At 69.4% G+C, this 24,218-nt stretch carries 22 protein-coding genes (1 of these 22 only partly in view); 9 read left to right on the forward strand and 13 right to left on the reverse strand.

Annotated features, from left to right (window positions below; all coding sequences use genetic code 11):
• The 5 genes from LHA26_RS03735 to LHA26_RS03755 form a co-directional block, all read left to right on the forward strand.
• Positions 1-438, forward strand: the 3' portion of a protein-coding gene (locus LHA26_RS03735; protein ID WP_252167406.1) for a nicotinate-nucleotide adenylyltransferase. The gene continues 276 nt to the left of window position 1, outside the view; the window shows 438 of its 714 coding nt (coding positions 277-714); its start codon lies off the left edge, out of view; it ends in the stop codon at positions 436-438.
• The gene (gene rsfS, locus LHA26_RS03740; protein WP_252168281.1) at positions 435-842 is read left to right on the forward strand and encodes a ribosome silencing factor; all 408 of its coding nucleotides are present in this window, start codon (positions 435-437) and stop codon (positions 840-842) included. The genes LHA26_RS03735 and rsfS overlap by 4 nt, the downstream gene beginning before the upstream one ends.
• A 1-nt stretch (position 843) precedes the next feature.
• Positions 844-1,266: a 23S rRNA (pseudouridine(1915)-N(3))-methyltransferase RlmH gene (locus LHA26_RS03745; RefSeq protein ID WP_252167407.1), complete on the forward strand. Its 423-nt coding sequence runs from the start codon at positions 844-846 to the stop codon at positions 1,264-1,266.
• A gap of 3 nt (positions 1,267-1,269) precedes the next feature.
• Positions 1,270-2,439 (forward strand): murein hydrolase activator EnvC family protein, encoded by a 1,170-nt coding sequence (locus LHA26_RS03750; RefSeq protein WP_252167408.1) that lies wholly within the window; start codon positions 1,270-1,272, stop codon positions 2,437-2,439.
• Between the two features lie 77 nt (positions 2,440-2,516).
• On the forward strand, positions 2,517-4,823 hold the full coding sequence (locus LHA26_RS03755) for a GH92 family glycosyl hydrolase (RefSeq protein ID WP_437441231.1): 2,307 nt from the start codon (positions 2,517-2,519) through the stop codon (positions 4,821-4,823).
• 48 nt (positions 4,824-4,871) lie between these two features.
• Here the strand turns inward: LHA26_RS03755 and lpdA are convergent, their stop codons facing one another.
• The 12 genes from lpdA to sdhC form a co-directional block, all read right to left on the reverse strand.
• Positions 4,872-6,263, reverse strand: coding sequence for a dihydrolipoyl dehydrogenase (lpdA, locus tag LHA26_RS03760; protein WP_252167410.1), 1,392 nt, complete (start codon positions 6,261-6,263; stop codon positions 4,872-4,874).
• Between the two features lie 94 nt (positions 6,264-6,357).
• Complete coding sequence (gene odhB / locus LHA26_RS03765) at positions 6,358-7,632, reverse strand: 2-oxoglutarate dehydrogenase complex dihydrolipoyllysine-residue succinyltransferase (protein WP_252167411.1); 1,275 nt, start codon at positions 7,630-7,632, stop codon at positions 6,358-6,360.
• 28 nt (positions 7,633-7,660) lie between these two features.
• Entirely contained in the window at positions 7,661-10,576 is a 2,916-nt protein-coding gene (locus LHA26_RS03770) for a 2-oxoglutarate dehydrogenase E1 component (RefSeq protein ID WP_252167412.1), read from the reverse strand.
• Positions 10,577-10,668: 92 nt separating this feature from the next.
• Entirely contained in the window at positions 10,669-11,553 is an 885-nt protein-coding gene (gene sucD / locus LHA26_RS03775) for a succinate--CoA ligase subunit alpha (RefSeq protein WP_252167413.1), read from the reverse strand.
• A 53-nt stretch (positions 11,554-11,606) separates the two neighbouring features.
• The gene (locus tag LHA26_RS03780; RefSeq protein ID WP_252167414.1) at positions 11,607-11,897 is read right to left on the reverse strand and encodes a GIY-YIG nuclease family protein; all 291 of its coding nucleotides are present in this window, start codon (positions 11,895-11,897) and stop codon (positions 11,607-11,609) included.
• Positions 11,898-11,977: 80 nt separating this feature from the next.
• Positions 11,978-12,940: a malate dehydrogenase gene (gene mdh, locus LHA26_RS03785; protein WP_252167415.1), complete on the reverse strand. Its 963-nt coding sequence runs from the start codon at positions 12,938-12,940 to the stop codon at positions 11,978-11,980.
• 177 nt (positions 12,941-13,117) lie between these two features.
• Positions 13,118-14,230 (reverse strand): cell division protein ZapE, encoded by a 1,113-nt coding sequence (zapE, locus tag LHA26_RS03790; protein ID WP_252167416.1) that lies wholly within the window; start codon positions 14,228-14,230, stop codon positions 13,118-13,120.
• 3 nt (positions 14,231-14,233) lie between these two features.
• Complete coding sequence (locus tag LHA26_RS03795) at positions 14,234-14,671, reverse strand: PaaI family thioesterase (protein ID WP_252167417.1); 438 nt, start codon at positions 14,669-14,671, stop codon at positions 14,234-14,236.
• Positions 14,672-14,673: 2 nt separating this feature from the next.
• Positions 14,674-15,456, reverse strand: coding sequence for a succinate dehydrogenase iron-sulfur subunit (locus LHA26_RS03800; RefSeq protein ID WP_252167418.1), 783 nt, complete (start codon positions 15,454-15,456; stop codon positions 14,674-14,676).
• 9 nt (positions 15,457-15,465) lie between these two features.
• The gene (gene sdhA / locus LHA26_RS03805) at positions 15,466-17,262 is read right to left on the reverse strand and encodes a succinate dehydrogenase flavoprotein subunit (protein ID WP_252168282.1); all 1,797 of its coding nucleotides are present in this window, start codon (positions 17,260-17,262) and stop codon (positions 15,466-15,468) included.
• Positions 17,259-17,645 (reverse strand): succinate dehydrogenase, hydrophobic membrane anchor protein, encoded by a 387-nt coding sequence (gene sdhD / locus LHA26_RS03810; protein WP_252167419.1) that lies wholly within the window; start codon positions 17,643-17,645, stop codon positions 17,259-17,261. The genes sdhA and sdhD overlap by 4 nt, the downstream gene beginning before the upstream one ends.
• Positions 17,645-18,082 (reverse strand): succinate dehydrogenase, cytochrome b556 subunit, encoded by a 438-nt coding sequence (gene sdhC, locus LHA26_RS03815; protein ID WP_252167420.1) that lies wholly within the window; start codon positions 18,080-18,082, stop codon positions 17,645-17,647. Before sdhC ends, sdhD begins: the two co-directional genes overlap by 1 nt.
• Before the next feature lie 130 nt (positions 18,083-18,212).
• Here sdhC and LHA26_RS20005 point away from each other — a divergent pair, with 130 nt between their 5' ends.
• Both LHA26_RS20005 and LHA26_RS20010 read left to right on the forward strand, forming a co-directional pair.
• The gene (locus LHA26_RS20005) at positions 18,213-19,538 is read left to right on the forward strand and encodes a methyl-accepting chemotaxis protein (protein ID WP_302898032.1); all 1,326 of its coding nucleotides are present in this window, start codon (positions 18,213-18,215) and stop codon (positions 19,536-19,538) included.
• 83 nt (positions 19,539-19,621) lie between these two features.
• Entirely contained in the window at positions 19,622-20,956 is a 1,335-nt protein-coding gene (locus tag LHA26_RS20010; protein ID WP_302898033.1) for a methyl-accepting chemotaxis protein, read from the forward strand.
• A 13-nt stretch (positions 20,957-20,969) separates the two neighbouring features.
• On the opposite strand, the gene LHA26_RS03830 is transcribed toward LHA26_RS20010, so the two are convergent.
• Entirely contained in the window at positions 20,970-21,395 is a 426-nt protein-coding gene (locus LHA26_RS03830; protein ID WP_252167421.1) for a VOC family protein, read from the reverse strand.
• 333 nt (positions 21,396-21,728) lie between these two features.
• On the opposite strand from LHA26_RS03830, the gene LHA26_RS03835 reads away from it, so the two are divergent.
• Together LHA26_RS03835 and LHA26_RS20015 are read left to right on the forward strand one after the other, a co-directional pair.
• Positions 21,729-23,132 carry a sugar transferase gene (locus tag LHA26_RS03835; protein ID WP_252167422.1) on the forward strand — a complete coding sequence of 468 codons (1,404 nt, stop codon included), beginning with the start codon at positions 21,729-21,731 and terminating at the stop codon, positions 23,130-23,132.
• A gap of 313 nt (positions 23,133-23,445) precedes the next feature.
• Positions 23,446-24,216, forward strand: coding sequence for a TonB family protein (locus tag LHA26_RS20015; protein WP_302898034.1), 771 nt, complete (start codon positions 23,446-23,448; stop codon positions 24,214-24,216).
• Positions 24,217-24,218 lie beyond the last annotated feature (2 nt).

Genomic DNA, 24,218 nt, shown 5'->3' on the forward strand with positions numbered 1-24,218 from the left:
GGGCTCGGCACGCGCTTCACCGCCGATACGCTCGCGGCGCTGCTGCGTCGCTATCCCGGTCATGATTTCATCTGGCTGATGGGCGCGGACAATCTCGAGCAATTTGCGCGCTGGCATGATTGGCGGCGGATCGCGCGCACGCTTCCCATTGCCGTGATCGCGCGTCCCGGCTATGATGCGCCCGCCCGTCGCAGCGAGGCGATGGGCTGGCTTGGCCGTTTCGTCCGGCCCGCGGGCGATGCGAAGCGGTGGACGCAATGGAGTTTGCCGGCGATCGTGCTGTTGCACACGGTTCCCGATCCGATGTCCGCCACCGCCAGGCGCGCCGCCGATCCCCTTTGGGCGCGGCGCTTTCAACCCAGGGCCTTGCGCGATTCGGTCACGCGCCGGCCCGTCTCCCCGGAGGTTCATTGCCTGCTACCCCCGCCCGCGCCGTGACGCCGGGCAGCCCCGTGTCCGCCGAAGCGCAGAAGCTCCACGCGCAGGTGCTCCAGTCGCTTGAGGATGATCAGGCGGTCGAGACGATCTCGATCCCGCTCGCCGGCAAGTCGACGATCGCCGATTTCATGGTGATCGCCTCCGGTCGTTCCACGCGGCAGGTCGCCTCGATGGCGACCAAGCTCGCCGACAGGCTGAAGGGCGAGCTGGGGCGCACGCCGCGCATCGAGGGCCTGCCCACCGCCGACTGGGTGCTGATCGACGCCGGCGACGTAATCGTCCACCTCTTCCGGCCCGAGGTCCGCTCCTTCTACAATCTGGAGCGGATGTGGGCCTTTGGTGACGAAGCCGAGGCCGCCGGCGCAACGCCGCCGACGCCGCCGGCGCCGCCGCCCAGCGCCTGACTTGCTGCTCCACATCGTCGCGCGCGGCCGGATCGGGCGCGGGCCGGAGGCGGAGCTTGTCGATCGCTATCTGAAGCGCATCGCCTGGCCGGTGAAGCTGAGCGAGCTGCCCGATCAGGGCGGCCGCCTGCCCGAGGCCGTGCCCGGACTGCGCCGCGTCCTGCTCGACGAGACGGGGGAGGATCTGCCCTCGCGCGTCTTCGCCGCCCGGCTCGGCCGCTGGCGCGACGATGGCGTGCGCGAGGCCCGCTTCCTGATCGGCGCGGCCGATGGCCATCCCGAGGCGCTGCGGGCCGAGGCGGACCTGGTGCTGGGCTTCGGCCGTGCCACCTGGCCGCATCTCCTCGCCCGCGCCATGCTGGCCGAGCAGCTGTGGCGCGCCACCAGCATCCTCGCCAATCATCCCTATCATCGCGAAGGCTGAGCCATGCGCCGGCCCGCCGCTCTTGCCGCGCTCCTCGCCCTCGCCGCGCCGGCGCCGGGCCAGACGCCGGGCTATGATCAGAACCGCGCCGCGCTGTTCAGCGCGCGCCGCGCCGCCGCCGAGGCCGAGGCGCGCGCCGCCGCGCTCCAGGCGGCCGCGCGCGGCGCCAGCGACGAGGCGACGCGGGCGCGCGCGGAGGCGGCGGCGCTGACCCTGCGCGTCGCCGCCGCCGAGCAGGATCTCGCCGCCGCCCAGGCGCGCATCCGCCTGCTCGGCGCGATCCGTGCGCGCGAGCGGCGCCGGCTGGCGGCGCGGCAGGGCCCAATCCTCCATCTACTCGCCGCCTTGCAAACCATGGCGCGGCGGCCGCCGGGGCTGGCGATCGCGCAACCGGGCAGCGTCGCCGATCTCGTCCATGTCCGGCTGCTGCTCGCGGACGCGATGCCGGTGGTGGCGGCGCGCACGGTGCGGGTGCGCGCCGAACTGGCCCGCGCGACGCGGCTTCGCGCCGAGACCGAGCAGGCCGCCGCCGCGCTCGTCTCCAGCCGCCACACGCTCGGCGCACGGCGCCAGGCGCTAGCGGCGCTCGAGGCCAGCGCCACCCAGCGCGCGCTGCGCCTCGCCGATCGGGCCGCCGATGTCGCCCAGCAGGCGATCGGCCTCGGCGAGACGGCGCGCGACATCGCCGATCGGCTGCGCGTGGATCAGGCCGCCGATCAGGTGGTGCGCCGGCTCGCCGCCCTGCCCGCGCCGCCGCCGCGCCCCGGCCCGATTGCGGCGGCGGCGCTGCCGCTGCACCAGGGCCATGATCGCTACCGCCTGCCCTTTACCGGGCGGGTGGAGACCGGCTTCGGCGAAGTCAGCCCCAGCGGCGCCCGCGCGCGCGGGCTGAGCCTGGCGGTCGCGCCGCGCGCGGAGGTGCTCGCGCCGGCCGAGGGTCATGTCGCCTTTGCCGGGCCCTTCCGCTCCTATGGTCAGGTGGTGATCCTCACCCATGGCGGCTATTGGACGACCACGCTCACCGGCCTCGCCACGCTGGCGGTGCATGCCGGCGATCATGTGCGCGCGGGTCAGCCGATCGGCAGGGCGGGCGCGACGGCGCCGCGCCTGACGGTGGAGCTGCGCCGCGGGCGCCGCCCGATCGATGTGCTCGCCGTCGCTCAGGCGGGATAGGCCTCGCCGCGCCGCGCCCGGCACCCTAGCCAAGGATGGCCAAGGAGGAGAAAAGCCGCTTTTATAAGCGCATGCCCATGTCCGCTCTTGTCGCCGCGCTACTCGCGGCCGCCGCCCCCGCCTCCGGCTCCGGCTCCACTTTTCTGGCGGTCGATCCCATGATCGGCACGGGCGGCGAGGGCCACACCTTTCCCGGTGCCGTCGCGCCCTTCGGCATGGTGCAACTGAGCCCGGATACCGACACCAGCCACCAGATTCGCGACGCCTATAAATGGGCGGCGGGCTATCGCTACACCGATCCCACCATCCAGGGCTTCAGCCACACCCATTTTTCCGGCGCGGGCCATTCCGATCTCGGCGATGTGCTGGTGATGCCCGTCTCCGGCTCGATCGTGCCGCTGGAGGCGGGCGATGCGAGCCGGCCGGGATCGGGCTATCGCTCGCGCTTCGATCATCGCACCGAACGCGCCGAGCCGGGCTATTACGCCGTCACCCTGGCCGATTCCAAGGTGCGCGCGGAAGTGACGGCGGGGCTCCGGGTCGGCGTGCACCGCTATCGCTTCGCGCCCGGCGCCGAGGCGCATCTCGTGCTGGATCTGCGCACCTCCCTCTATGATTATCCGGGCAAAATCCTCTGGTCCTCGCTCCGCCTCCATCCCGACGGCACCATCACCGGCAGCCGCCAGACGCGGGGCTGGGCGCCCGATCGTCAGCTCTTCTTCGCGCTGCGCACCTCGGCGCCGATCGTCGGGCATGGCTTCGAGGATCGCGAAGGCGCGATCGCCTATAAGGGTTTCCAAGGCCCTGGCCGGGGCCGCGACGATGTCGCCGAGCGCAGCGGCCGGGCGCTGGTGGCGCGGCTCGATTTCGGCCGGCTCGCCGCGCCGCTGGAGGTGAAGGTCGCGCTCTCCTCGGTCGACGAGGCCGGGGCGATCGCCAATCTCGATTCGGAGCCCGGCGATTTCGATGCGATCCGCGCCGCCACGCGGGCCCGCTGGGAGGCCGCGCTCGATGCGCTCACCCTCACCGGCCCCGCGCCGCTGCGCCGTTCGGTCGCCACCGCCTTCTACCACACGCTCATCGCGCCCTCGCTCGCCGGCGATGCGGACGGGCGGTGGCGCGGCCCCGACAATCAGGTCCACCAGGCGCGCGGCTATGATTTCCACTCCACCTTCTCGCTCTGGGATACGTTCCGCGCCGAGCATCCGCTGCTCACGCTCGTCCAGCCGCCGGCGCGCACCGCCGCCTTTGTGCGCTCGCTGGTCGATAGCCAGGCGGTCAGCCCCTTCGGCATCCTCCCCATCTGGCAGTTTCAGGGACGCGAGACCTGGACGATGATCGGCTATCACGCCGTGCCCGTGATCGCCGACGCCATCCTCAAGGACATGCCCGGCATCGATGCCGAGGCCGCGCTGAAGGCCATGGTGGCGAGCGCCGACTATGCCCCTTATGGCGGGCTCGGGGACTATATGCGCTACGGCTATGTGCCGATCGACCGCGAGCCCGAGGCGGCCTCCAAGACGGTCGAATATGCCTATGACGATTGGACGATCGCGCGCGTCGCCGCCAAGCTCGGCCATGCCGATCTCGCGCGCCGCTTCACCGCGCGCGCCGGGAATTGGCGCAACAGCTTCGATCCCGCCACCGGCTTCGTGCGCGCGCGGCTGGCGAGCGGCGCCTTCCGCACGCCCTTCGATCCCACGGCGATCAACTATGGCTCGGACTATACCGAGGGCAATGCCTGGCAATATAGCTGGTTCGTGCCGCAGGATCAGGCGGCGCTGATTGCCGCCATGGGCGGCGACGCCGCCACCGTCCGCAAGCTTGACGCCATGTTCGATTATGACAACTCCAAGCTGGACTACAGCCATGCCGAGGATATCGCTGGGCTGATCGGCCAGTATATCCATGGCAACGAACCCAGCCACCATGTGGCCTATCTGTATGATTATGCGGGCCAGCCTTGGCGCACCCAGGAACGGCTCGCGCAGATCGTGGGCAGCCAGTATAAGCCGACGCCGGACGGGCTCGCCGGCAATGACGATCTCGGCCAGATGTCCGCCTGGCTCGTCTTCACCGCGCTCGGCTTCTATCCGGTCACGCCCGGCAGCGGCGAATATGTGATCGGCCGCCCCTTTCTCGATCGGGCGACGCTGGCTTTGCCCAATGGCCGGCGCTTCACCATGGAGGCGCGCCATCTGTCGGCCGCCAACCGCTATGTCGGATCGGTCACGCTCAATGGCCGGCCGCTCGCGCGCAGCGTGATCCGCCACGCCGACATCCTTGCCGGCGGCACGCTCGTCTTCACCATGCAGAAGACGCCGAATAGGAAATGGGCGACCGCCCCCGGCGATCGCCCCTATTCGATGAGCAGCGGCGGCTGAGCCGCGCCCCGGCAGACAAGGGGAGCGGCCGCGCCGCCCCCGGCCCGCTCAGATGTGGATCGGCTTGCCCTGCACCGCCATGGCGGCTTCCTTCACCGCTTCCGAATGCGTCGGATGGGCGTGGCAGGTATAGGCGATATCCTCGGAGGTGGCGCCGAATTCCATCGCCTGCGCCGCCTGCGCGATCATCGTGCCCGCCAGCGAGGCGATGATCCACACGCCGAGCACGCGATCCGTCTCCGCGTCCGCGATCACCTTCACAAAGCCGTCGGGCTCGTGGTTGGTCTTGGCGCGGCTATTGGCCAGCATCGGGAACTTGCCCACCTTCACCGCGCCACGCTCGCGCGCCAGCTCCTCGGTGAGGCCAACGCCCGCGATCTCGGGCATGGTATAGACCACGCCGGGGATCACGTCGTGGTTCACGATCCCGGTCAGACCGGCGATATTCTCGGCGACGGCGATGCCCTCATCCTCGGCCTTGTGCGCCAGCATCGGACCGGGAGTCACGTCGCCGATCGCCCAGATGCCCGGCACGCCGGTCGCGAAATCATGATCGACCGCGATCTGGCCCTTGGGGTTGGTGGACAGGCCGGCCTTTTCGAGCGCCAGCCCCTCGGTATTGGAGCGGCGGCCGATCGCCACCAGAACGGCATCGGCCGTCAGCGTCTCGGCGGCGCCGCCAGCGGCGGGCTCCACCGTCAGCGTCGCCCGGCCATCGGCCACCGTCACGCCCGTGACCTTGGTCCCGAGCCGGAGTTCGAGGCCCTGCTTCTTGAAGATCTTGGCGGCTTCCTTGCGGACCTCGGCATCCATGCCCGGCAGCAGCTGGTCGAGGAACTCGACCACCGTCACCTTGGCGCCAAGCCGCTTCCACACCGAGCCAAGCTCGAGCCCGATCACGCCGCCGCCGATCACCACCAGATGCTCGGGCACCTTGGGCAGCTCGAGCGCGCCGGTCGAATCCACCACCACCGTCTGGTCGATCGTGACGCCAGGCAGCGGGGTCACCGAAGAGCCCGTGGCGATCACGATATTCTTGGCCCGCACCGTGCGGCCACCCACTTCGACGCTGTCCGCGCCGGTAAAGGCGGCGCGGCCCTTCAGCCACTCCACCTTGTTCTTCTTGAAGAGATATTCGATGCCGCCGGTGAGGCCCTTCACGGCGTCCTTGCGGCTGCCATGCATCGCATCGAGATCGAGCACCGCCTCGGTCTTGATGCCGAGCTTGGCGAGCTTGCCGCTCGCCGCCTCCTCGAACAGCTCCGAGGCGTGCAGCAGCGCCTTGGAAGGAATGCAGCCGACATTGAGGCAGGTCCCGCCCAGCGTCTCGCGGCTCTCGGCGCAGGCCGTCTTCAGGCCCAGCTGCGCCGCGCGGATCGCGGCGACATAGCCGCCCGGCCCGGCGCCGATCACGAGAACGTCAAAATCATAGTCAGCCATGATGGTCTTTCCGCTGTTCGCGCCGGCGCGTGCCGCCGCCTGCATTCCGGGTCCGGCCGCCGGCCGGGCACGCGGCCCGGCCGGCAGGCGCGGCTTAGAGGTCGATCAGCAGCCGCGTCGGATCCTCGATCGCATTCTTGAGCGCGACGAGGAAGGTCACCGCCTCGCGGCCATCGATCAGCCGGTGATCGTAGCTCAGCGCCAGATACATCATCGGCTTCACCACGACCTGCCCGTTGCGCACCACCGGCCGCTCCTCGATCCGGTGCAGGCCCAGCACCGCCGACTGCGGCGGGTTGATGATCGGAGTCGACATCAGCGAGCCGAACACGCCGCCATTGGAGATGGTGAAGGTGCCGCCCTTCATCTCGTCCATCTTCAGCGTGCCGTCCTTGGCGCGCTTGCCGAAATCGCCGATCGTCTTCTCGATCGTCGCCACCGACATGGTGTGCGCGTCGCGGATCACCGGCACGACCAGGCCGTTCGGCGCCGACACCGCCACCGAGATATCGGCATAGTCGTGATAGACGATGTCGTCGCCCTCGATGAAGGCGTTGACCGAAGGCACGTCGCGCAGCGCCTGGCACGCGGCCTTCACGAAGAAGCCCATGAAGCCGAGCCGCACATTGTGCTTCTTCTCGAACAGATCCTTGTACTTGGCCCGCGCCTCCATGACCGCCGACATATCGACGTCGTTGAAGGTGGTGAGCATCGCGGCGGTGTTCTGCGCCTCCTTGAGGCGGCTCGCCACCGTCTTGCGGAGGCGGGACATGCGCTGCCGCTCCTCGCGGCGCGCGCCGGCGGCGGGCGTCGCCGCGGCCGCGGCCGGCGCCGGGGCGGGACGGCTCTGCGCCGCCTTCACCACATCCTCCTTGGTCAGCCGGCCGCCCGGGCCGGTGCCGCTGAGGCCGGCGGGATCAAGGCCATGCTCGGCCACCGCGCGGCGCACCGAAGGCGACATGGGGAGCGTCTGGCCGCTCTGCGGATCGGCCTCGTGATTGCCATAAGCGGCGGCGGTCGCCTGGGTGCCGGGCTTAGGCGCCTCGGCGGCGGGCGGCGGCACCGTCTCCTCGGCCTTGGCGCGCGGCTCGGTACCGGTGCCGGTCGCGACCTGGCCCGCGCTGGTGCCGCCGCCGGCCTCGATCGTCGCGATCAGGGCGCCGACCTCGACCGTGTCGCCTTCCTGCACCACCAGCGTGCCGATCACGCCGTCGACCGGCGAAGGCACCTCGACCGCCACCTTGTCCGTCTCCAGGCTGGCGATGGGTTCGTCGGCCTTCACCGCCTCGCCCGGCTTCTTGAGCCACTGGCCGAGGGTCGCCTCGGTGATCGATTCGCCGAGCGTCGGCACCTTCACATCGGTGGTCATCTGCTGGTCCTTGTCCTGGATCTTGGTCTTAGCTGGCCTTGGCGAGCTGCGGGGCGGCATCGGTCAGGCCGAGCGCGGCGGCGATCAGCGCCTGCTGCTCGGCGGCATGGCGCTTGGCGAGCCCGGTGGCGGTCGCCGCCGAAGCCTTGCGCCCGGCATAGACCGGCCGCTTGGTCTTGGCGCCGGCCTCGCCCAGGCACTCCTCGATCAGCGATTCGACGAAGAACCAGGAGCCCGCATTTTTCGGCTCCTCCTGCGCCCACACCACCGTCTCGACATTGGGATAGGCGCGCAGCCGCTCCACGATCACGTCCGACGGGAAGGGATAGATCTGCTCGACGCGCAGGATGGCGACATCGCCCAGCCCCGCCTCGTCGCGCGCCTCCATCAGATCATAGGCGACCTTGCCCGAGCAGAGCACCAGCCGGCGCACCTCGGCCTCGGCCGGCGCCTTGGGATCGAACAGCACGCGGTGGAAGCGGCTGTCGCCGGTGAGATCGGCCAGGCTGGAGACCGCCGCCTTGTGCCGCAGCAGCGACTTGGGCGTCATGATGATCAGCGGCTTGCGGAAGTCGCGCGTCATCTGGCGCCGCAGGATGTGGAAATAATTGGCCGGCGTGGTGCAGTTGGCGACCTGGATATTATCCTCGGCGCAGAGCTGGAGATAGCGCTCCAGCCGGGCGGAGCTGTGCTCGGGGCCCTGCCCCTCATAGCCGTGCGGCAGCAGCATCACCAGGCCGTTGGCCCGCAGCCACTTGGCTTCGGACGCGGCGATGAACTGATCGATGATCACCTGCGCGCCGTTGGCGAAATCGCCGAACTGCGCCTCCCACAGCACCAGCGTCTTGGGGTCGGCGCCGGCATAGCCATATTCGAAGCCCAGCACGCCGAACTCGGACAGCGGGCTGTCCAGCACCTGGAACTTGCGGTCCACCTCGGACAGCGGGATATATTTGTGGCCGTCCTTCTGGTCGGTCCAGGCGGCGTGGCGCTGGCTGAAGGTGCCGCGCCCCGAATCCTGGCCCGAAAGCCGCACGCCATAGCCTTCCTGGAGCAGCGTGCCGAAGGCCAGCGCCTCGGCGGTCGCCCAGTCGAAGCCCTCGCCGGTCTCGAACATCTTCTTCTTGGCGTCGAGCACGCGGGCCAGCGTCTTGTGGATGGTGAAGCCATCGGGCACGCCGGTCAGGATCGGCACCAGCGCGTCGATCTGATCCTGCTTGACCGCCGTGGTGCCCGACGGGCCGACCACCGAGACCGGCGCCGAAAGCCCCGCCCAGGCGCCCTCGAACCAGTCCGCCTTGTTGGGACGGTAGCTCTTGCCCGCCTCGAACTCCTGCTCGAGTTCGGCGACGTAGCGCGCCTCCTCGGCCTCGATCCAGGCCTGGTCGACCACGCCCTCCTCCTTCAGCCGCGCGCCATAGACGGCGGACACGGGCGGATGCTTGCGGATCGCCTCGTACATCAGCGGCTGGGTGAAGCCCGGCTCATCGCCCTCATTGTGGCCGAAGCGGCGATAGCACCACATGTCGATCACCACGTCGCGCTTGAACGCCTGGCGGAAATCGGTCGCGAGCTTGGAGGCGAAGGTCACCGCCTCGGGATCGTCGCCATTCACGTGCAGGATCGGCGCCTGCACCGTCTTGGCCACGTCCGACGGATAGGGCGAGGACCGCGCGAATTGCGGGCTGGTGGTGAAGCCGACCTGATTGTTAACGATGAAGTGGATGGTGCCGCCGGTATTGTAGCCGCGCAGGCCGGAAAAGCCGAGGCACTCCGCCACGATGCCCTGGCCGGCAAAGGCCGCGTCGCCATGCATCAGGATCGGCAGCACCTTGTGGCGCTCATTGTCCTTGAGCTTGGTCTGCTTGGCGCGCGCCTTGCCGAGCACCACCGGGTCCACCGCCTCGAGATGCGAGGGATTGGCCGAGAGCGACATATGCACCTTCACGCCCTCGAACTCGCGATCGGTGGAGGTGCCGAGATGATATTTCACGTCGCCCGAGCCGCCGACATCCTCGGGATTGGCCGAGCCGCCCGCGAACTCGCTGAACACCGCGCGATAGGGCTTGCCCATGACGTTGACGAGCACGTTGAGCCGGCCGCGATGCGGCATGCCCAGCACGATCTCGTTCACGCCGGCGAGGCCGCCATATTTGATCACCGCTTCCAGCGCGGGCAGCGCGCTTTCGCCGCCGTCGAGTCCGAAGCGCTTGGTGCCCACATATTTGCGGCCCAGGAACTTCTCGTACTGCTCGCCCTGGATGACCTTGGACAGGATCGCCTTCTTCCCCTCGGGGGTGAACTGGATATCCTTGTCGCGGCCTTCCATCCGCTCCTGCAGGAAGCGGCGCTCCTCGACATCGCCGATATGCATATATTCGAGGCCGACGCTGCCGCAGTAGTTGCGCCGGAGCACCGCCACGATCTCGCGCACCGTGGCGCGCTCGAACCCGAGCGTGCCGCCGAGGAAGATCGGCCGGTCCAGATCCTGGTCGGTGAAGCCGTGATAGGAGGGCTCGAGATCGGCGGGAACGTCGCGCCGCGCCAGCCCCAGCGGATCGAGCGTCGCGGCAAGATGCCCGCGCACGCGATAGGTGCGGATCAGCATCATCGCGCGGATCGAGTCGAGCGTCGCGGCGGCGATCGCCGCCTCGTTCGCGGGGCCGGCGGCCGGCGCCGCCGGCGCGGCGGGCTTGCCGCCCTTGGCGGGCTTGGGCGCGGGCGCCATCTGGGTCGGATCGAGGCCGGCGGTGAGCGGATCGGTCTCGCTCGGCGGCCAGTTCGGACGGGCCCAGCTCGGCCCGGTGATCGCCGCCGCGATCTCGTCGAAATAGCGGGCCCAGGCCGGGTCCACATCGGCCTTGTCGGCCTGCCACTTCTTGTAGAGCCCTTCCACGAAGGAGGGGCTCACGCCCGCCAGTTCGATCTCGCCTTCAAAGCCCATGTCACCGTCCTTATCACCCGGGCGCCCGCCATGGATCACCCGGGTTTCTCACGTCCGCCGCGTCGGCCGCATGGTCGGCGCGCGCTGCTGCCTCAGCCCTTCAGCAGGGCCGAAAGCGTGGTGCCGAGCTCCGAGGGGCTCGCCGCCACCTTGATCCCGGCCGCTTCCATCGCCGCGATCTTGTCCTCGGCGCCGCCCTGGCCGCCCGACACGATCGCGCCCGCATGGCCCATGCGCCGGCCCGGAGGCGCGGTACGGCCCGCGATGAAGCCGACCATCGGCTTCTTGCGGCCGCGCTTGGCCTCGTCGCGCAGGAACTGCGCCGCCTCTTCCTCGGCCGAACCACCGATCTCGCCGATCATGATGATCGACTGGGTGGCCTCGTCGGCCAGGAACAGCTCTAGCACGTCGATGAAGTTGGTGCCGTTGACGGGGTCGCCGCCGATGCCCACCGCCGTGGTCTGGCCCAGGCCTTCGTTGCTGGTCTGAAACACGGCCTCATAGGTAAGCGTGCCGGAGCGCGAAACAACGCCCACCGAGCCCTTGGAGAAGATCGAGCCCGGCATGATGCCGATCTTGCACTCGCCCGGGGTCAGCACGCCGGGGCAGTTCGGCCCGATCAGCCGCGACTTGGAGCCCGACAGCGCGCGCTTCACGCGCACCATGTCCAGCACCGGAATGCCTTCGGTGATGCACACGATCAGCGGCACCTCGGCATCGATCGCCTCGAGGATCGAGTCGGCGGCGAAGGCGGGCGGCACATAGATGACCGAAGCCTCGGCCCCGGTGGTGGCCACGGCCTCCTTGACGGTGTCGAACACCGGCAGGCCGATATGGGTGGACCCGCCCTTGCCGGGCGTGACGCCGCCGACCATCTTGGTCCCGTAGGCGATCGCCTGCTCCGAGTGGAACGTGCCCTGGCTGCCGGTAAGACCCTGGCAGATCACCTTGGTGTTCGCGTTGACGAGGATGCTCATGCCTTGTTCTTCGCCCTTCTTTCGTCACTCCGGCGAAGGCCGGAGTCCAGTCCCTACGTCAGCGACGCGAACAGATCTTCCCAGCCGGGATTCATCTCTTCGATCACGCGCATCTTCCATGCGCGCCGCCACGCCTTGATCTGCTTCTCGCGTCGGATCGCATCCTCGATGCGATCATGAACCTCGAACCAAACCAGATTTGTGCAGCCATAGCGAGAAGTGAAGCCGGCGCCGAGGCCGGCCTTATGCTCGTAGGCACGCTTCACCAGGTCACTCGTTACGCCCACATACAAGGTGCCGTTGCGGCCGCTCGCCATGATATAGACAAAGCCGCGCCGGCCCACGCGCCGTCATCCCAAGCCAAGGCCGCGGGCCTGGACCCCGGCCTGCGCCGGGGTGACGACACCTAAGGATAATTCCCCCCTCACCCCAGCGATCCGTCGATCGCGCGGCAGGCCTGCTGCAGCTCCTTCACCGCATCCACCGACACCTGAAGATTCTGCTTGGCGTCCGCCGCCAGCTCGACCTCGAGGATCTTCTCGACGCCGCCCGCGCCGAGCACCACCGGCACGCCGACATAGAGGCCGGACACGCCATATTCGCCGTTCAGCTCCACCGCGCAGGGGAGGACGCGCTTCTTGTCGTGGAGATAGGCCTCGGCCATCTCGATCGCGCTGGTCGCCGGCGCATAATAGGCCGAGCCGGTCTTGAGCAGGCCGACGATCTCGCCGCCGCCCGAGCGCGTGCGCTGGACGATCGCGTCGATCTTCTCCTGGGTGGACAAGCCCATCTTGATGAGATCGGAGACGGGGATGCCCGAGACGGTCGAATATTCCAGCACCGGCACCATGGTGTCGCCGTGGCCGCCCAGCACGAAGGCGTTGACGTCCTTCACCGAGACGCCGAACTCCCAGGCGAGGAAGGTGCGGAAGCGCGCCGAATCGAGCACGCCCGCCATGCCCACCACCTTGTGCGCGGGCAGGCCGGAGAATTCGCGCAGCGCCCACACCATCGCGTCGAGCGGGTTGGTGATGCAGATCACGAAGGCGTCGGGCGCGTGGCTCTTGATGCCCTCGCCGACCGCCTTCATCACCTTCAGATTGATGCCGAGCAGATCGTCGCGGCTCATGCCGGGCTTGCGCGCGACGCCGGCGGTGACGATGATCACGTCCGCGCCGGCAATGTCCGCATAATCATTGGTGCCGGTGATCTTCGCATCAAAGCCTTCGACCGGGCCGCACTGGGCAAGATCCAGCGCCTTGCCCTGCGGCACGCCCTCGACCACGTCGAACAGCACGATATCGCCCAAGCCCTTGAGCGCCGCGAGATGCGCGAGCGTGCCGCCGATATTGCCCGCGCCGATGAGCGCGATCTTCTTGCGTGCCATTATGCCTCCACGAGTCAAAGTCGGGGCGCGGCCGCGCGAGAACCGGCGGCCAGCCGGAAAAGCGGGCTTCGCTTAGACCCATGGCGCGGGCGGTTCAACCGCTTTGCGGCGACCGCGAACAGGAAAGCATGAAAAGCCACAGGCCGGACCGGGGCGGGACAAAGCCCGGCTGTCGGGTCAGACGACGCCGTGGCCGCGCGCGAGATAATCGGCCGAGCGCATCTCCATCAGGCGCGAGACGGTGCGCTCGAATTCGAACCCGTCATCCCCGCCGACATAGAGGCGCTCGGGCTCGGCATCGGCGGCGGCGAGCAGCTTGACGCCATGCTCGTACAGCGCGTCGATCAGCAGCTTGAAGCGCGCCGCCTCATTCCGCCGCTCGGGCGTGAACAGCGGGATGCCGACCAGGATCACCGTGTGGTAGCGCCGCGCCACCGCGAGATAGTCGGCGGTGCCGCGCGCATCGCGGCACAGCCGGGCGAAGGAGAAGACGGCGACACCCTTGACGCTCTTGGGCACCAACAGCGTGCGGCCGCCCGGCACGGCGATCTCTTCCGAGGGCACATGCGCCCGGTCCTCCACCGGGAAATCGGTGAGGCGGAAAAAGGCGCGGCTCAGCGCCTCGGTGGCGGCGCGGCCATTGGGCACATACCAGGTCGGGAAGCCGCCCAGCCGCTGGAGCCGGTAATCGGTCGGGCCATCCAGCGCGCGCACGTCCAGCCGCTCCTCGAGCAGCGCGATGAAGGGCAGGAAATGCTCGCGATTGAGGCCGTTCCTGTACAGATCGGCGGGCGCGCGATTGGAGGTGGCGACCATCGTCACGTCATGGCTCATCAGCCGCGTGAAGAGCCGCGACAGGATCATCGCATCGGCGGCGTTGGTGACGATCAGCTCGTCGAAGGCGAGCAGCCGCACCTCGTCAGCCAGCGCGTCGGCCACCGGGAGAACCGGATCGGCCACGGCGCGTGCGCGCTCGGCGCGCAGCCGCTCATGCACATCGAGCATGAACTCGTGAAAATGCACGCGGCGCTTGTTGGGCATCGCGACGCAATCGAAGAACAGGTCCATCAGCATGGACTTGCCGCGGCCGACCCCGCCCCAGAGATAGACGCCTCGCACCGGCTCCGGCCGCCGGCCGAGCGCGCGCCACAGCACCGATCCGCGCCGTGGCCGGGCATCGAGCGCCACCGCCGCCTGGTCCAGCCGAGCCGCGATGGCGCGCTGCGCCGGATCGGGGCGCAGCTCGCCCCGGGCGACGAGCGCGTCGTAGCGACCGAGGACTCCCGTCATGCCTCAGCCGCGCGGGGCGCTGAACTTCCGCAGCGTGCCCTCGAAGCTCAGCAGCAGCCGGCCCTCCTGCTCCATCACGCCACGCAGGAAGAGCAGCCGCCCCGTCTCGCGCAAAATCTCCACCACCGCGTCGAGCGGCTGGTCGATCCGCCCCGCATCCAGAAACTGGCTGGACTGGGCGAGCGTCACCGCCTCGCCGATCCGCACGCGCCCCAGCGCCTGCGGCGCCACGAACAGCACCTGGTCGAGAAAGGCGAGCATGAATCCGCCATGGATCATGTCCATGCCATTGGCGCGGGCCGGGCCGGTCTCGACCCGGCACCGCACCCGCTCGCCTTCCACCCGCGCCCGGATCAGCCCGAACACCGCGTTGAAATCCTCGCGCGGGGAGCGCCAGCCGACAAAGCCCTCGCCGTCCGGCTCCAGCGCCGCGTCCGTCATGGTCAGACCGCGCGCTCCACTTCGAGCTTCTTGATCTCGGCGATCGCCTTGGCCGGGCTCAGCCCCTTGGGGCAGACATTGGCGCAGTTCATGATCGTGTGGCAGCGATAGAGGCGGAAGGGATCCTCCAGCTCGTCGAGCCGCTCGCCGGTCATCTCGTCGCGGCTGTCGGCCAGCCAGCGATAGGCCTGGAGCAGGATCGCCGGACCGAGGAACTTGTCCGAATTCCACCAATAGCTCGGGCACGAGGTCGAGCAGCAGGCGCACAGGATGCACTCGTAGAGCCCGTCGAGCTGGGCGCGATCCTCGGGCGACTGGAGCCGCTCCTTGCCCGCGGGGGCCGGCGTCACCGTCTGCAGCCACGGCTTGATCGAGGCATATTGCGCGTAGAAGTGCGTGAAGTCCGGCACCAGATCCTTGATCACGTCCATATGCGGCAGCGGCGTGATCTGCACCGTGGACTTGCAGTCCTCGATCGCGGTGGTGCAGGCGAGGCCGTTCTTCCCGTCGATGTTCATCGAGCAGGAGCCGCAAATCCCTTCCCGGCACGAACGGCGGAAGGTCAGGCTGGGATCGATCTCGTTCTTGATCTTCAGCAGCGCGTCCAACACCATCGGACCCGTCTCGGCGAGATCCAGCTCGAACGTGTCGTAGCGCGGATTTTCGCCGCTATCGGGATCGTAGCGGTAGATCTTGAAGGTGCGGGGTTTGGCCGCGCCATCCGCCTTGTGGACCTTGCCGGTCTTGCGGATCGTCGAGTTCTTGGGAAGTGCGAATTCGGCCATGGCTCGTCCTCAATACACCCGCGCCTTGGGCTTGATATACTCGACCTCGTCGGTCAGCGTATATTCGTGCACCGGGCGATAATCGATCGCCACCTTCTCGGCGGTGCCACCGTCGAACCAGGCGATCGTGTGCTTCATCCACTCGGCGTCGTTCCGCTCGGGGAAATCCTCGTGCATATGGGCGCCGCGGCTTTCCTTGCGGTTGGCGGCGGAATGCATGGTCACCACCGCCTGCGGGAGCATATTGTCCAGCTCCAGCGTCTCGATCAGATCGGTGTTCCAGATCATCGAGCGGTCGGCCACGCCGACATCGGCCAGGCCCTCATACACGGTGTCGATCCGGCCCTTGCCCTCCTCGAGCAGCGCGGTGTCGCGGAACACGGCGGCGTGCTTCTGCATCGTCCGCTGCATCTCCAGGCGGATCGCGGCGGTCGGCGTGGCGCCGCTGGCGTTGCGGAACCGGTCGAGCCGGGTCAGCGCCCGCTCGTCGGCCGCCGTCACCACCGCGCCATGTTTGGTGCCGGGCTTCAGGATATCGGCGATGCGCAGGCCGGTCGCGCGGCCGAACACCACCAGATCGATCAGCGAGTTGGACCCGAGCCGGTTGGCGCCGTGCACCGACACGCAGGCCGCCTCGCCCACCGCGAACAGGCCGGGCACCACGCTATCGGGATCGCCGTCGCGCAGCGTCACCACCTCGCCATGATAATTGGTCGGGATGCCGCCCATATTATAGTGCACCGTCGGGGTCACCGGCAGCGGCTGGCGGGTGAGATCGACGCCCGCGAAGATCTTGCCCGTCTCGGTGATGCCCGGCAGCCGCTCCGCCAGCACCTTGGGATCGATATGATCGAGGTGCAGGTAGATATGGTCCTTGTTGGCGCCGACGCCGCGACCCTCGCGGATCTCCATCGCCATCGACCGGCTCACCACATCGCGCGAGGCCAGATCCTTGGCGGACGGGGCATAGCGCTCCATGAAGCGCTCGCCCTCCGAATTGGTGAGATAGCCGCCCTCGCCGCGCGCACCCTCGGTGATGAGCACGCCCGCGCCATAGATGCCGGTCGGATGGAATTGCACGAATTCCATGTCCTGCAGCGGCAGGCCCGCGCGCAGCACCATGCCGCCGCCGTCGCCCGTGCAGGTATGCGCCGAGGTCGCCGAGAAATAGCAGCGGCCATAGCCGCCCGTTGCCAGCACCGTCGCATGGCTGCGGAAGCGGTGGATGGTGCCGTCTTCCATGCAGAGCGCGATCACGCCCTTGCACTCCCCGTCCTCCATGATGAGGTCGAGCGCGAAATATTCGATGTAGAAGTCGGCGTCGTACTTCAGGCTCTGCTGGTAGAGCGTGTGCAGCATGGCGTGGCCGGTGCGGTCGGCGGCGGCGCAGGTGCGCTGCGCGGCCGGACCGGCGCCCATATTCTGCATCATGCCGCCGAAGGGGCGCTGGTAGATGCGGCCCTCGGTGGTGCGGCTGAAGGGCATGCCGGCATGTTCCAGCTCGTACACCGCCGCCGGCGCCTCGCGCACCAGATATTCGATCGCATCCTGGTCGCCCAGCCAGTCCGATCCCTTGACGGTATCGTACATGTGCCAGGTCCAATGGTCCGGGCCCATATTGCCGAGGCTCGCGGCGATCCCGCCCTGCGCCGCCACCGTGTGGCTGCGGGTCGGGAAGACCTTGGTGATGCAGGCCGTCTTCAGCCGGCGCTCGGCGATGCCCATGGTGGCGCGAAGGCCCGAGCCGCCGGCGCCGACGACCACCGCGTCATAGACATGGTCGATGATCTGATAGGCGGACATCAGGCCTGCACCCCACCGAAAGCGATTTTGAGGATCGAGAAGATGCACAGCGCGCCGGCGGCCAGCGCATAGGCGTTGAACACCAGCGTCCAGAAGATCTTCACGCTCTCATGCGTGTAATCCTCGATGAACACCTGCAACCCGAGCCGAAAATGGTAGAAGACGGAGATCACCAGCAGCACCATCGGCACCGCCACCAGCGGCGATTTCAGCCACAGCACCAGCGCCTGATGGTCCAGCACTGGCAGGCGCGCCAGCGAAACGATGAACCAGGTGATCAGCAGCAGATTGCCCGCCGCCGTGACGCGCTGCATCCACCAATGGTGCGGCCCGGCATGGGCGGCGCCGAGGCCGCGCACGCGGCCGAGGCTGGTTCCGGTACCCATCAATATTTCCCCAAGATCACGGCCCAGAGGACAAGCGTCGCGACGAGCGAGACGAGGAAGGTGAGCAGGGCGCCCCGCTTGTTGGTGCGCAGCTCATAGCCCGCGCCCGTATCCAGCAGCAGATGCCGCACGCCCGAGGCCATATGCTGGAACAGCGCCCAGCTGAGCCCGATGCCGACCAGCCGCGCCAGCCAGTTGAACAGGGCCTGCGCGCCGCCGCGCGGGCTCGCCGCATCGGCTTCCACCACCCAGTGGTAGAAGCTGGCATAGGCCGCCGGGCTGATCGCGGCGGCGGTCAGCCACCAGGTGAAGATGGTGACCGCTCCCACGGCCAGGGTGAGGCCGGTCGCCCGATGGACGATGGAGACCAGCATGTGCGGGCCCCATTTCCAGATGGTCAGGTGGGGCGAGAGCGGTCGCGCAGGATTTCGCGCCATGATGCCTCCCGTTCGAATGCGCCGCCTCTGTAGACCATGTGGCACGCTATGCAAGAGTTGTGCAGCGCGGGCTAACCCACGCTTTACGCTTCTCTGGCAAGGAGGGCCGGCCGCAACCGGAGTAGGCACCATGCTGGGCATCCTCGATCTCCCGCTCGATACCGATCCCAAGGCGGTGGAGGCGCGACTCGCGCTCTTCGTCGATGCCGGGTTCGAGCGGGACCGCGCCGCCTTGTGGGCCGCCGCCGGCCCGGCGCTGGTCGCCGGGCTCGATGCCTTCGCCGCGAGCGCGAGCGCCCTGCCGCCGCCGCTCGCCGATGCCGCCCGCCTCGTCGTCGGCCACACCGCCGCCTTTTACGGCCGGCCGATCGACCGCGCCTGGGTGGACGAGGTGCTGCGCTTCGCCCGCACCCTGCCGCCCTATGAATGCAACGATCCCCGGCTGAGCCTCTATCAGGCGCGGCGCTTCGCCGCGATCGGCGCCGCGCTGCACGCCGCCCGCCCGGACGATGCCGGCTTCGCCCCCGCCGGCCTCGCGACCATCTTCGCGATCGACGAGCTGCGCCAGTCGATCCTGCGCAGCGATCGGCTGCACGCGATTGAGGCGGAGCGGATCGAGAGCCGCCGCGTCGATGCCGATGCGTTCGGCGGTCTTGTCGGCGCCGCGCTGCACGGCGCGCTGTCCAGTTCGGGGGCGCTGCGCGGCCAGACGGGCCGGGCCTCGGCCTCGGCGCGCGGCATGCTCGGCAAGACGTCCGAAGTGGCGGCGGCGGCCGAACAATCGGCGGTGGCGATGCGCGAGGCCGCGCAGACGGCGGCCGGCCTGATCCGCGCGATCGACCAGACCCGCGCCGAGGTAGAGACCGCCTCGTCGATCGTCGCCCGCGCCGCCGACCAGTCGACCCAGGCGGTCGCGGTGGCGGACGATCTCTCCGGCCATGCCCAGGCGATCGAATCCATCCTCGGCCTGATCCGCGACATCGCCGGCCAGACCAATTTGCTCGCGCTCAACGCCACGATCGAGGCCGCGCGCGCGGGCGATGCCGGGCGCGGCTTCGCCGTCGTCGCGCAGGAGGTGAAGAGCCTCGCCTCGCAGACCGCGCGCGCCACCGACGATATCGCCGCCAAGATCGCCGCCATCCAGTCCGCCAGCCGCCAGACGCTCGACGTCAACGGCTCGATCCGCGACATTGTCGGCGAAGTCCAGGCCTCCGCCCAGCGCATCCGCACCGTCATGGAAGCCCAGGCGCAGACCGTCACCATGATCACCGCCGCCGTCGACGAAACCGCGCTCGCCGCCGACTCCATGTCCGGCACCATCGCCGCGATCCGCACCGACACCGAGGCCGTCGCCTCCGACATCGATCGGCTCGATGCCGGCTTCCAGGATGTCGACCGCCAGCTCGCCGCGCTCGAGACCGCCACCTCCGATTTCGTCGCCCGCATCGCCGCCTGAGCGGGGCGCCGGATCACGGGTAAGCGGGCGTTTACCCTTTCTCCCTATGCCAGGGGTCGAACCTTGGCAGACGGAAGCGTGCAATGATGGATCTCGCGGTCAGCGACGTGCGGCTGAGCGAACGCGCCCTGAGCGATAGGGCGAAGGGGCTGACGGGAGACGGCCAGCTCGAACAGGCGATCGCGCGGCTCTGGGCGCGCTGCGGCGAGGCGCTGGTCGAGCGGGTGCAGCAGCATTGGACCGCGCACAGCGCCGAGATCGGCTTCTCCGCCCGCCCCGCGCTGGAGCAGGCCTATCTCGATCATGTCCGCCGCTGCTTCACCGAGCCGCTCGACATGGCATGGGCGCGCCGCGAGGCGGCGCTCGGCGCCGTGGTCCGCGAGAGCGGCACGCAGACTTCCGCCGTCGCCCGCTTCATGGCGGGGCGCACCGAGACGCTGCTCGCCTATCTCGGCGAGACCCAGGCCGACGATCTGCCCTTCCTGGTCGAGGCGATGGGCGCCATCCAGCGGCTCACCCTCGCCGAGATCGAGCTGATCTTCGCCGAGCTTACCAAGCGCAACCGCCTGGATTCGATCGAGCAACGCTCCAGCGAAGGCCATGCCTTCCGCACCGAGGTGGGCGGAATCCTGGCCCAGACACTGTCCAGTTCGGGGGCGCTGCGCGGCCAGACGGGCCGGGCCTCGGCCTCGGCGCGCGGCATGCTGGGCAAGACGTCCGAAGTGGCGGCAGCGGCCGAGCAGTCGGCGGTGGCGATGCGCGAGGCCGCGCAGACGGCGGCCGGCCTGATCCGCGCGATCGACCAGACCCGCGCCGAGGTGGAGACCGCCTCCTCGATCGTCGCCCGCGCCGCCGACCAGTCGACCCAGGCGGTCGCGGTGGCGGACGATCTCTCCGGCCATGCCCAGGCGATCGAATCCATCCTCGGCCTGATCCGCGACATCGCCGGCCAGACCAATTTGCTCGCGCTCAACGCCACGATCGAGGCCGCGCGCGCGGGCGATGCCGGGCGCGGCTTCGCCGTCGTCGCGCAGGAGGTGAAGAGCCTCGCCTCGCAGACCGCGCGCGCCACCGACGATATCGCCGCCAAGATCGCCGCCATCCAGTCCGCCAGCCGCCAGACGCTCGACGTCAACGGCTCGATCCGCGACATTGTCGGCGAAGTCCAGGCCTCCGCCCAGCGCATCCGCACCGTCATGGAAGCCCAGGCGCAGACCGTCACCATGATCACCGCCGCCGTCGACGAAACCGCGCTCGCCGCCGACTCCATGTCCGGCACCATCGCCGCGATCCGCACCGACACCGAGGCCGTCGCCTCCGACATCGATCGGCTCGATGCCGGCTTCCAGGATGTCGACCGCCAGCTCGCCGCGCTCGAGACCGCCACCTCCGATTTCGTCGCCCGCATCGCCGCCTGAGCGGGGCCGCGCCTCAGGCCGTGGCGAAGAGCTTGGCGGGATCGCGGAAGGCTTTGAACTCCAGGGCGTTGCCGGCGGGATCCCGGAAGAACATGGTGGCCTGCTCGCCCGGCTGGCCGACAAAGCGGATATGCGGTTCGATCCCGAAGGCGATGCCCGCCGCGACGAGGCGCGCGGCGAGCGCCTCCCATTCGTCCCAATCCAGCACAAGCCCGAAATGCGGCACGGGCACGTCATGGCCGTCGACGGGCGCCCGCACCGCGTCGCCACGCGGCGCGGGATCGAGATGCGCCACGATCTGGTGGCCATAGAGGTTGAAGTCGATCCAATGCGCCGCGCTGCGGCCCTCGGCGCATCCCAGCACGCCGCCGTAAAAGGCCCGCGCCGCGGCGAGGTCGTCAACCGGAAAGGCGAGGTGGAAGGGCCGCAAGTCTGTCATGCGAAAAGGCTAAACCAAGTCGCGCCCGATCGATAGGGGCGCGCGGAGAGCATCGGCACGAGGACGATGCACCGCAGCAAAAGCACGGGCCGACGCAGCGGCGCCGGGCGGCCATGTTTCAGCCCGCGCAACGGGTTCGGGCGGGAACCAGGCCGATCCTGGGGCTTTGACGCGCCATCATCGGCCCGGAGCATGACACTTTGTTTCGCACCAGCAATTGGGAAGCCTTGGAGAAGGCCTGTCCTGTTTTGGTGCGGTGCAAAAAGTGGCTGGTCCAAGCCATGTGATTCGCGGTAGAAACAGTCTCACCGTCCGGCTGACAGAGGTCCCGTCATGAAGCTCGAAGTCGGTAACGCCGCGCTTTTCAGCCGGGTTGAACCGTCCAATTTCGGATCGGTCCTGCCCATGAGCAAGGTCTCGACTCGCGTCCGCCTTTACGCGCTTCTGCTGGGGCTGGACTGTGTGGGCGTGGTGGCGGCGTTCGCGCTGGCCAATCTCTTGCGCTTCGGCCTGGCGGATCAAGCCGCCGGGGTGAACAATGCGGCGCTGCTGCTGCCGCTCTATCTGGCGGTGGCGATCAACCGCAATGTCTACTCGTCCGATCTGTTCAACCGCTGGCGCCATGCCGCGCACCGCGCGCTCACCTCGCTGGGCGGCGCGGTCGGCGCGATCCTGTTCGTCGCCTTCTATCTGCGCGCCGGCACGCATCTGTCGCGCGAGGTGTTCACCATCGGCACCGCGCTCGCGGCCTTGTGGATCTTCGCGCTGCGCTACGCGCTCCACCGCTTCGGGCCGATGCTGTTCGCGGGCGATCCCTTCGCCACGCTGCTCGTCACCGATGGCGTCGCGCTCGAGCCCGGCCCCCATGCCGTCGCCGTCGATGCCGCCGCGCTCGCGCTCAACCCCGATGTCGCCGATCCGCACGCGCTCGATCGCGTCGGCCGGCTCCTCAAGCGCGCCGACCGCGTCGTCGTCGCCTGCCCCGAACATCGCCGCGCCGCCTGGGCCGCCGTGCTCAAGGGCGCCAATATCCGCGGCGAGATCGTCACCCCCGAACTCAGCGGCCTCGGCTCGCTCGGCGCCAGCCGCTTCGCCAACGCGCCCACGCTGATCGTCTCGGTCGGCCCGCTCAGCCTGCGCCACCGCGCGCTCAAACGCGGCCTCGATCTCTTCCTCTCGATCGCAGCACTCACCGTGCTCGCGCCGCTGCTCGCGCTCACCGCGCTCGCCGTCAAGCTCGAGAGCAGCGGACCCATCTTCTTCGTCCAGCCCCGGCTCGGACGCGGCAACCGCCTCTTCCCCATGTACAAGTTCCGCTCGATGCGGGCCGAATTGTGCGATGTCGCCGGCGCCCAGTCGACCGCGCGCGGCGATGCCCGCGTCACCCGCGTCGGCCGCATCATCCGCGCCACCTCGATCGACGAACTCCCCCAGCTGCTCAACGTCCTCAAAGGCGACATGTCGATCGTCGGGCCCCGCCCCCACGCACTCGGCAGCCTCGCCGGCGACAAGCTCTTCTGGGAAGTCGATCAGCGCTACTGGCACCGCCACGCCACCAAGCCCGGCATCACCGGTCTCGCCCAGGTCCGCGGCTTCCGCGGCGCCACCCACCTCACCTCCGACCTCACCTACCGGCTCCAGGCCGATCTCGACTATCTCAACGGATGGACCCTCTGGCGCGACATCTCCATCCTGCTCGCGACCTTCAAGGTCGTGCTCCACAAGAACGCCTATTGAGCGGCGGGTCGGCGCGGCCGACCCGCTCGCCTCGGGGCGCCGTCGCGCGCGCCCCATGCGCCGGGCAAGGGCCGGCGCCCGCCGATGCCAAGATCGTCCGCCGCCGCGCGATCCGGCCGCATGAGCGCGAATCTCTAGCCTCGAATCCCTAGCGCCGGGCCGTAGCCGCGCCGCCGCTGCCGATCGACCGCGCACCGATCGTCTCGCCGCCCCCGAGCGCGAGGGGTGCCCTGCCGCCGATACCGTCATCGGAGCGGCCTGCGCGCCATCCCGTGGCTCCGGCGCGCGCGATCGGCGTTATCGATCCGGACCCATGGCCAGCAGGACCCGCCGCAGCGTGCATCAGCCCCGTCAGGATCGCCTTGTCGCCGGCCTGGGCTCGGTCCTCGTCACGGCCGCGCTCGGGGCGGCGCTGCTCTACGGCCTGGCGGTGGATCGCGGCCTGCCGCGCGACACGCCGCTGGTGCTGATCGGCCTCTCGCCCCCACCGCCCCCGCCACCGCCCAATCCGCCGCCCGCCCCGCGCCGGCCGAGCCCGGCGGCGCGCGGCGCGCCCGCGCCACCCGCGCCCCGCGCCCGCGCCACCCCCGTCGTCGCGCCGCCCCCGCTGGTGGTGATGCCGCCTCCGCCGCCGCCGCTTCCGGTCGCCACCATCCCCGATAGCGGCGCGGCAGCGCGCTCCGGCATCGCCGACCGCGCCGGCCAGGGCAGCGGCACGGGCGGGATCGGCACCGGCAATGGCGGGGGCGGCGAGGGCGATGGCGAGGGCGACGATCGTCCGCCGCGCCAGATCCGCGGCCGGCTGAGCTATCGCGACCTGCCGCCCGCGCTCCGCGCCAGCGGCGAGGGCGGTCGGGTCGGCGTGCGCTACCGCGTCGAGACGGACGGCCGGGTAAGCGGCTGCACCATCACCGAGCCGAGCGGACGCCCCGACCTCGACGCGCTGACCTGCCAGCTCATCACCGAACGCTTCCGCTTCCGACCCTCGCGCACCGCCGACGGCACGCCCGTGCGCGCGATCATCGTCGAGCGGCATGAATGGGTGGTGGAGCATGATCCCGACGAGGCGGACGATCCGCGCTGACG

Origin of the sequence: Sphingomonas morindae (assembly GCF_023822065.1) — a bacterium.
In the GTDB taxonomy this organism is placed as follows: domain Bacteria; phylum Pseudomonadota; class Alphaproteobacteria; order Sphingomonadales; family Sphingomonadaceae; genus Solisphingomonas; species Solisphingomonas morindae.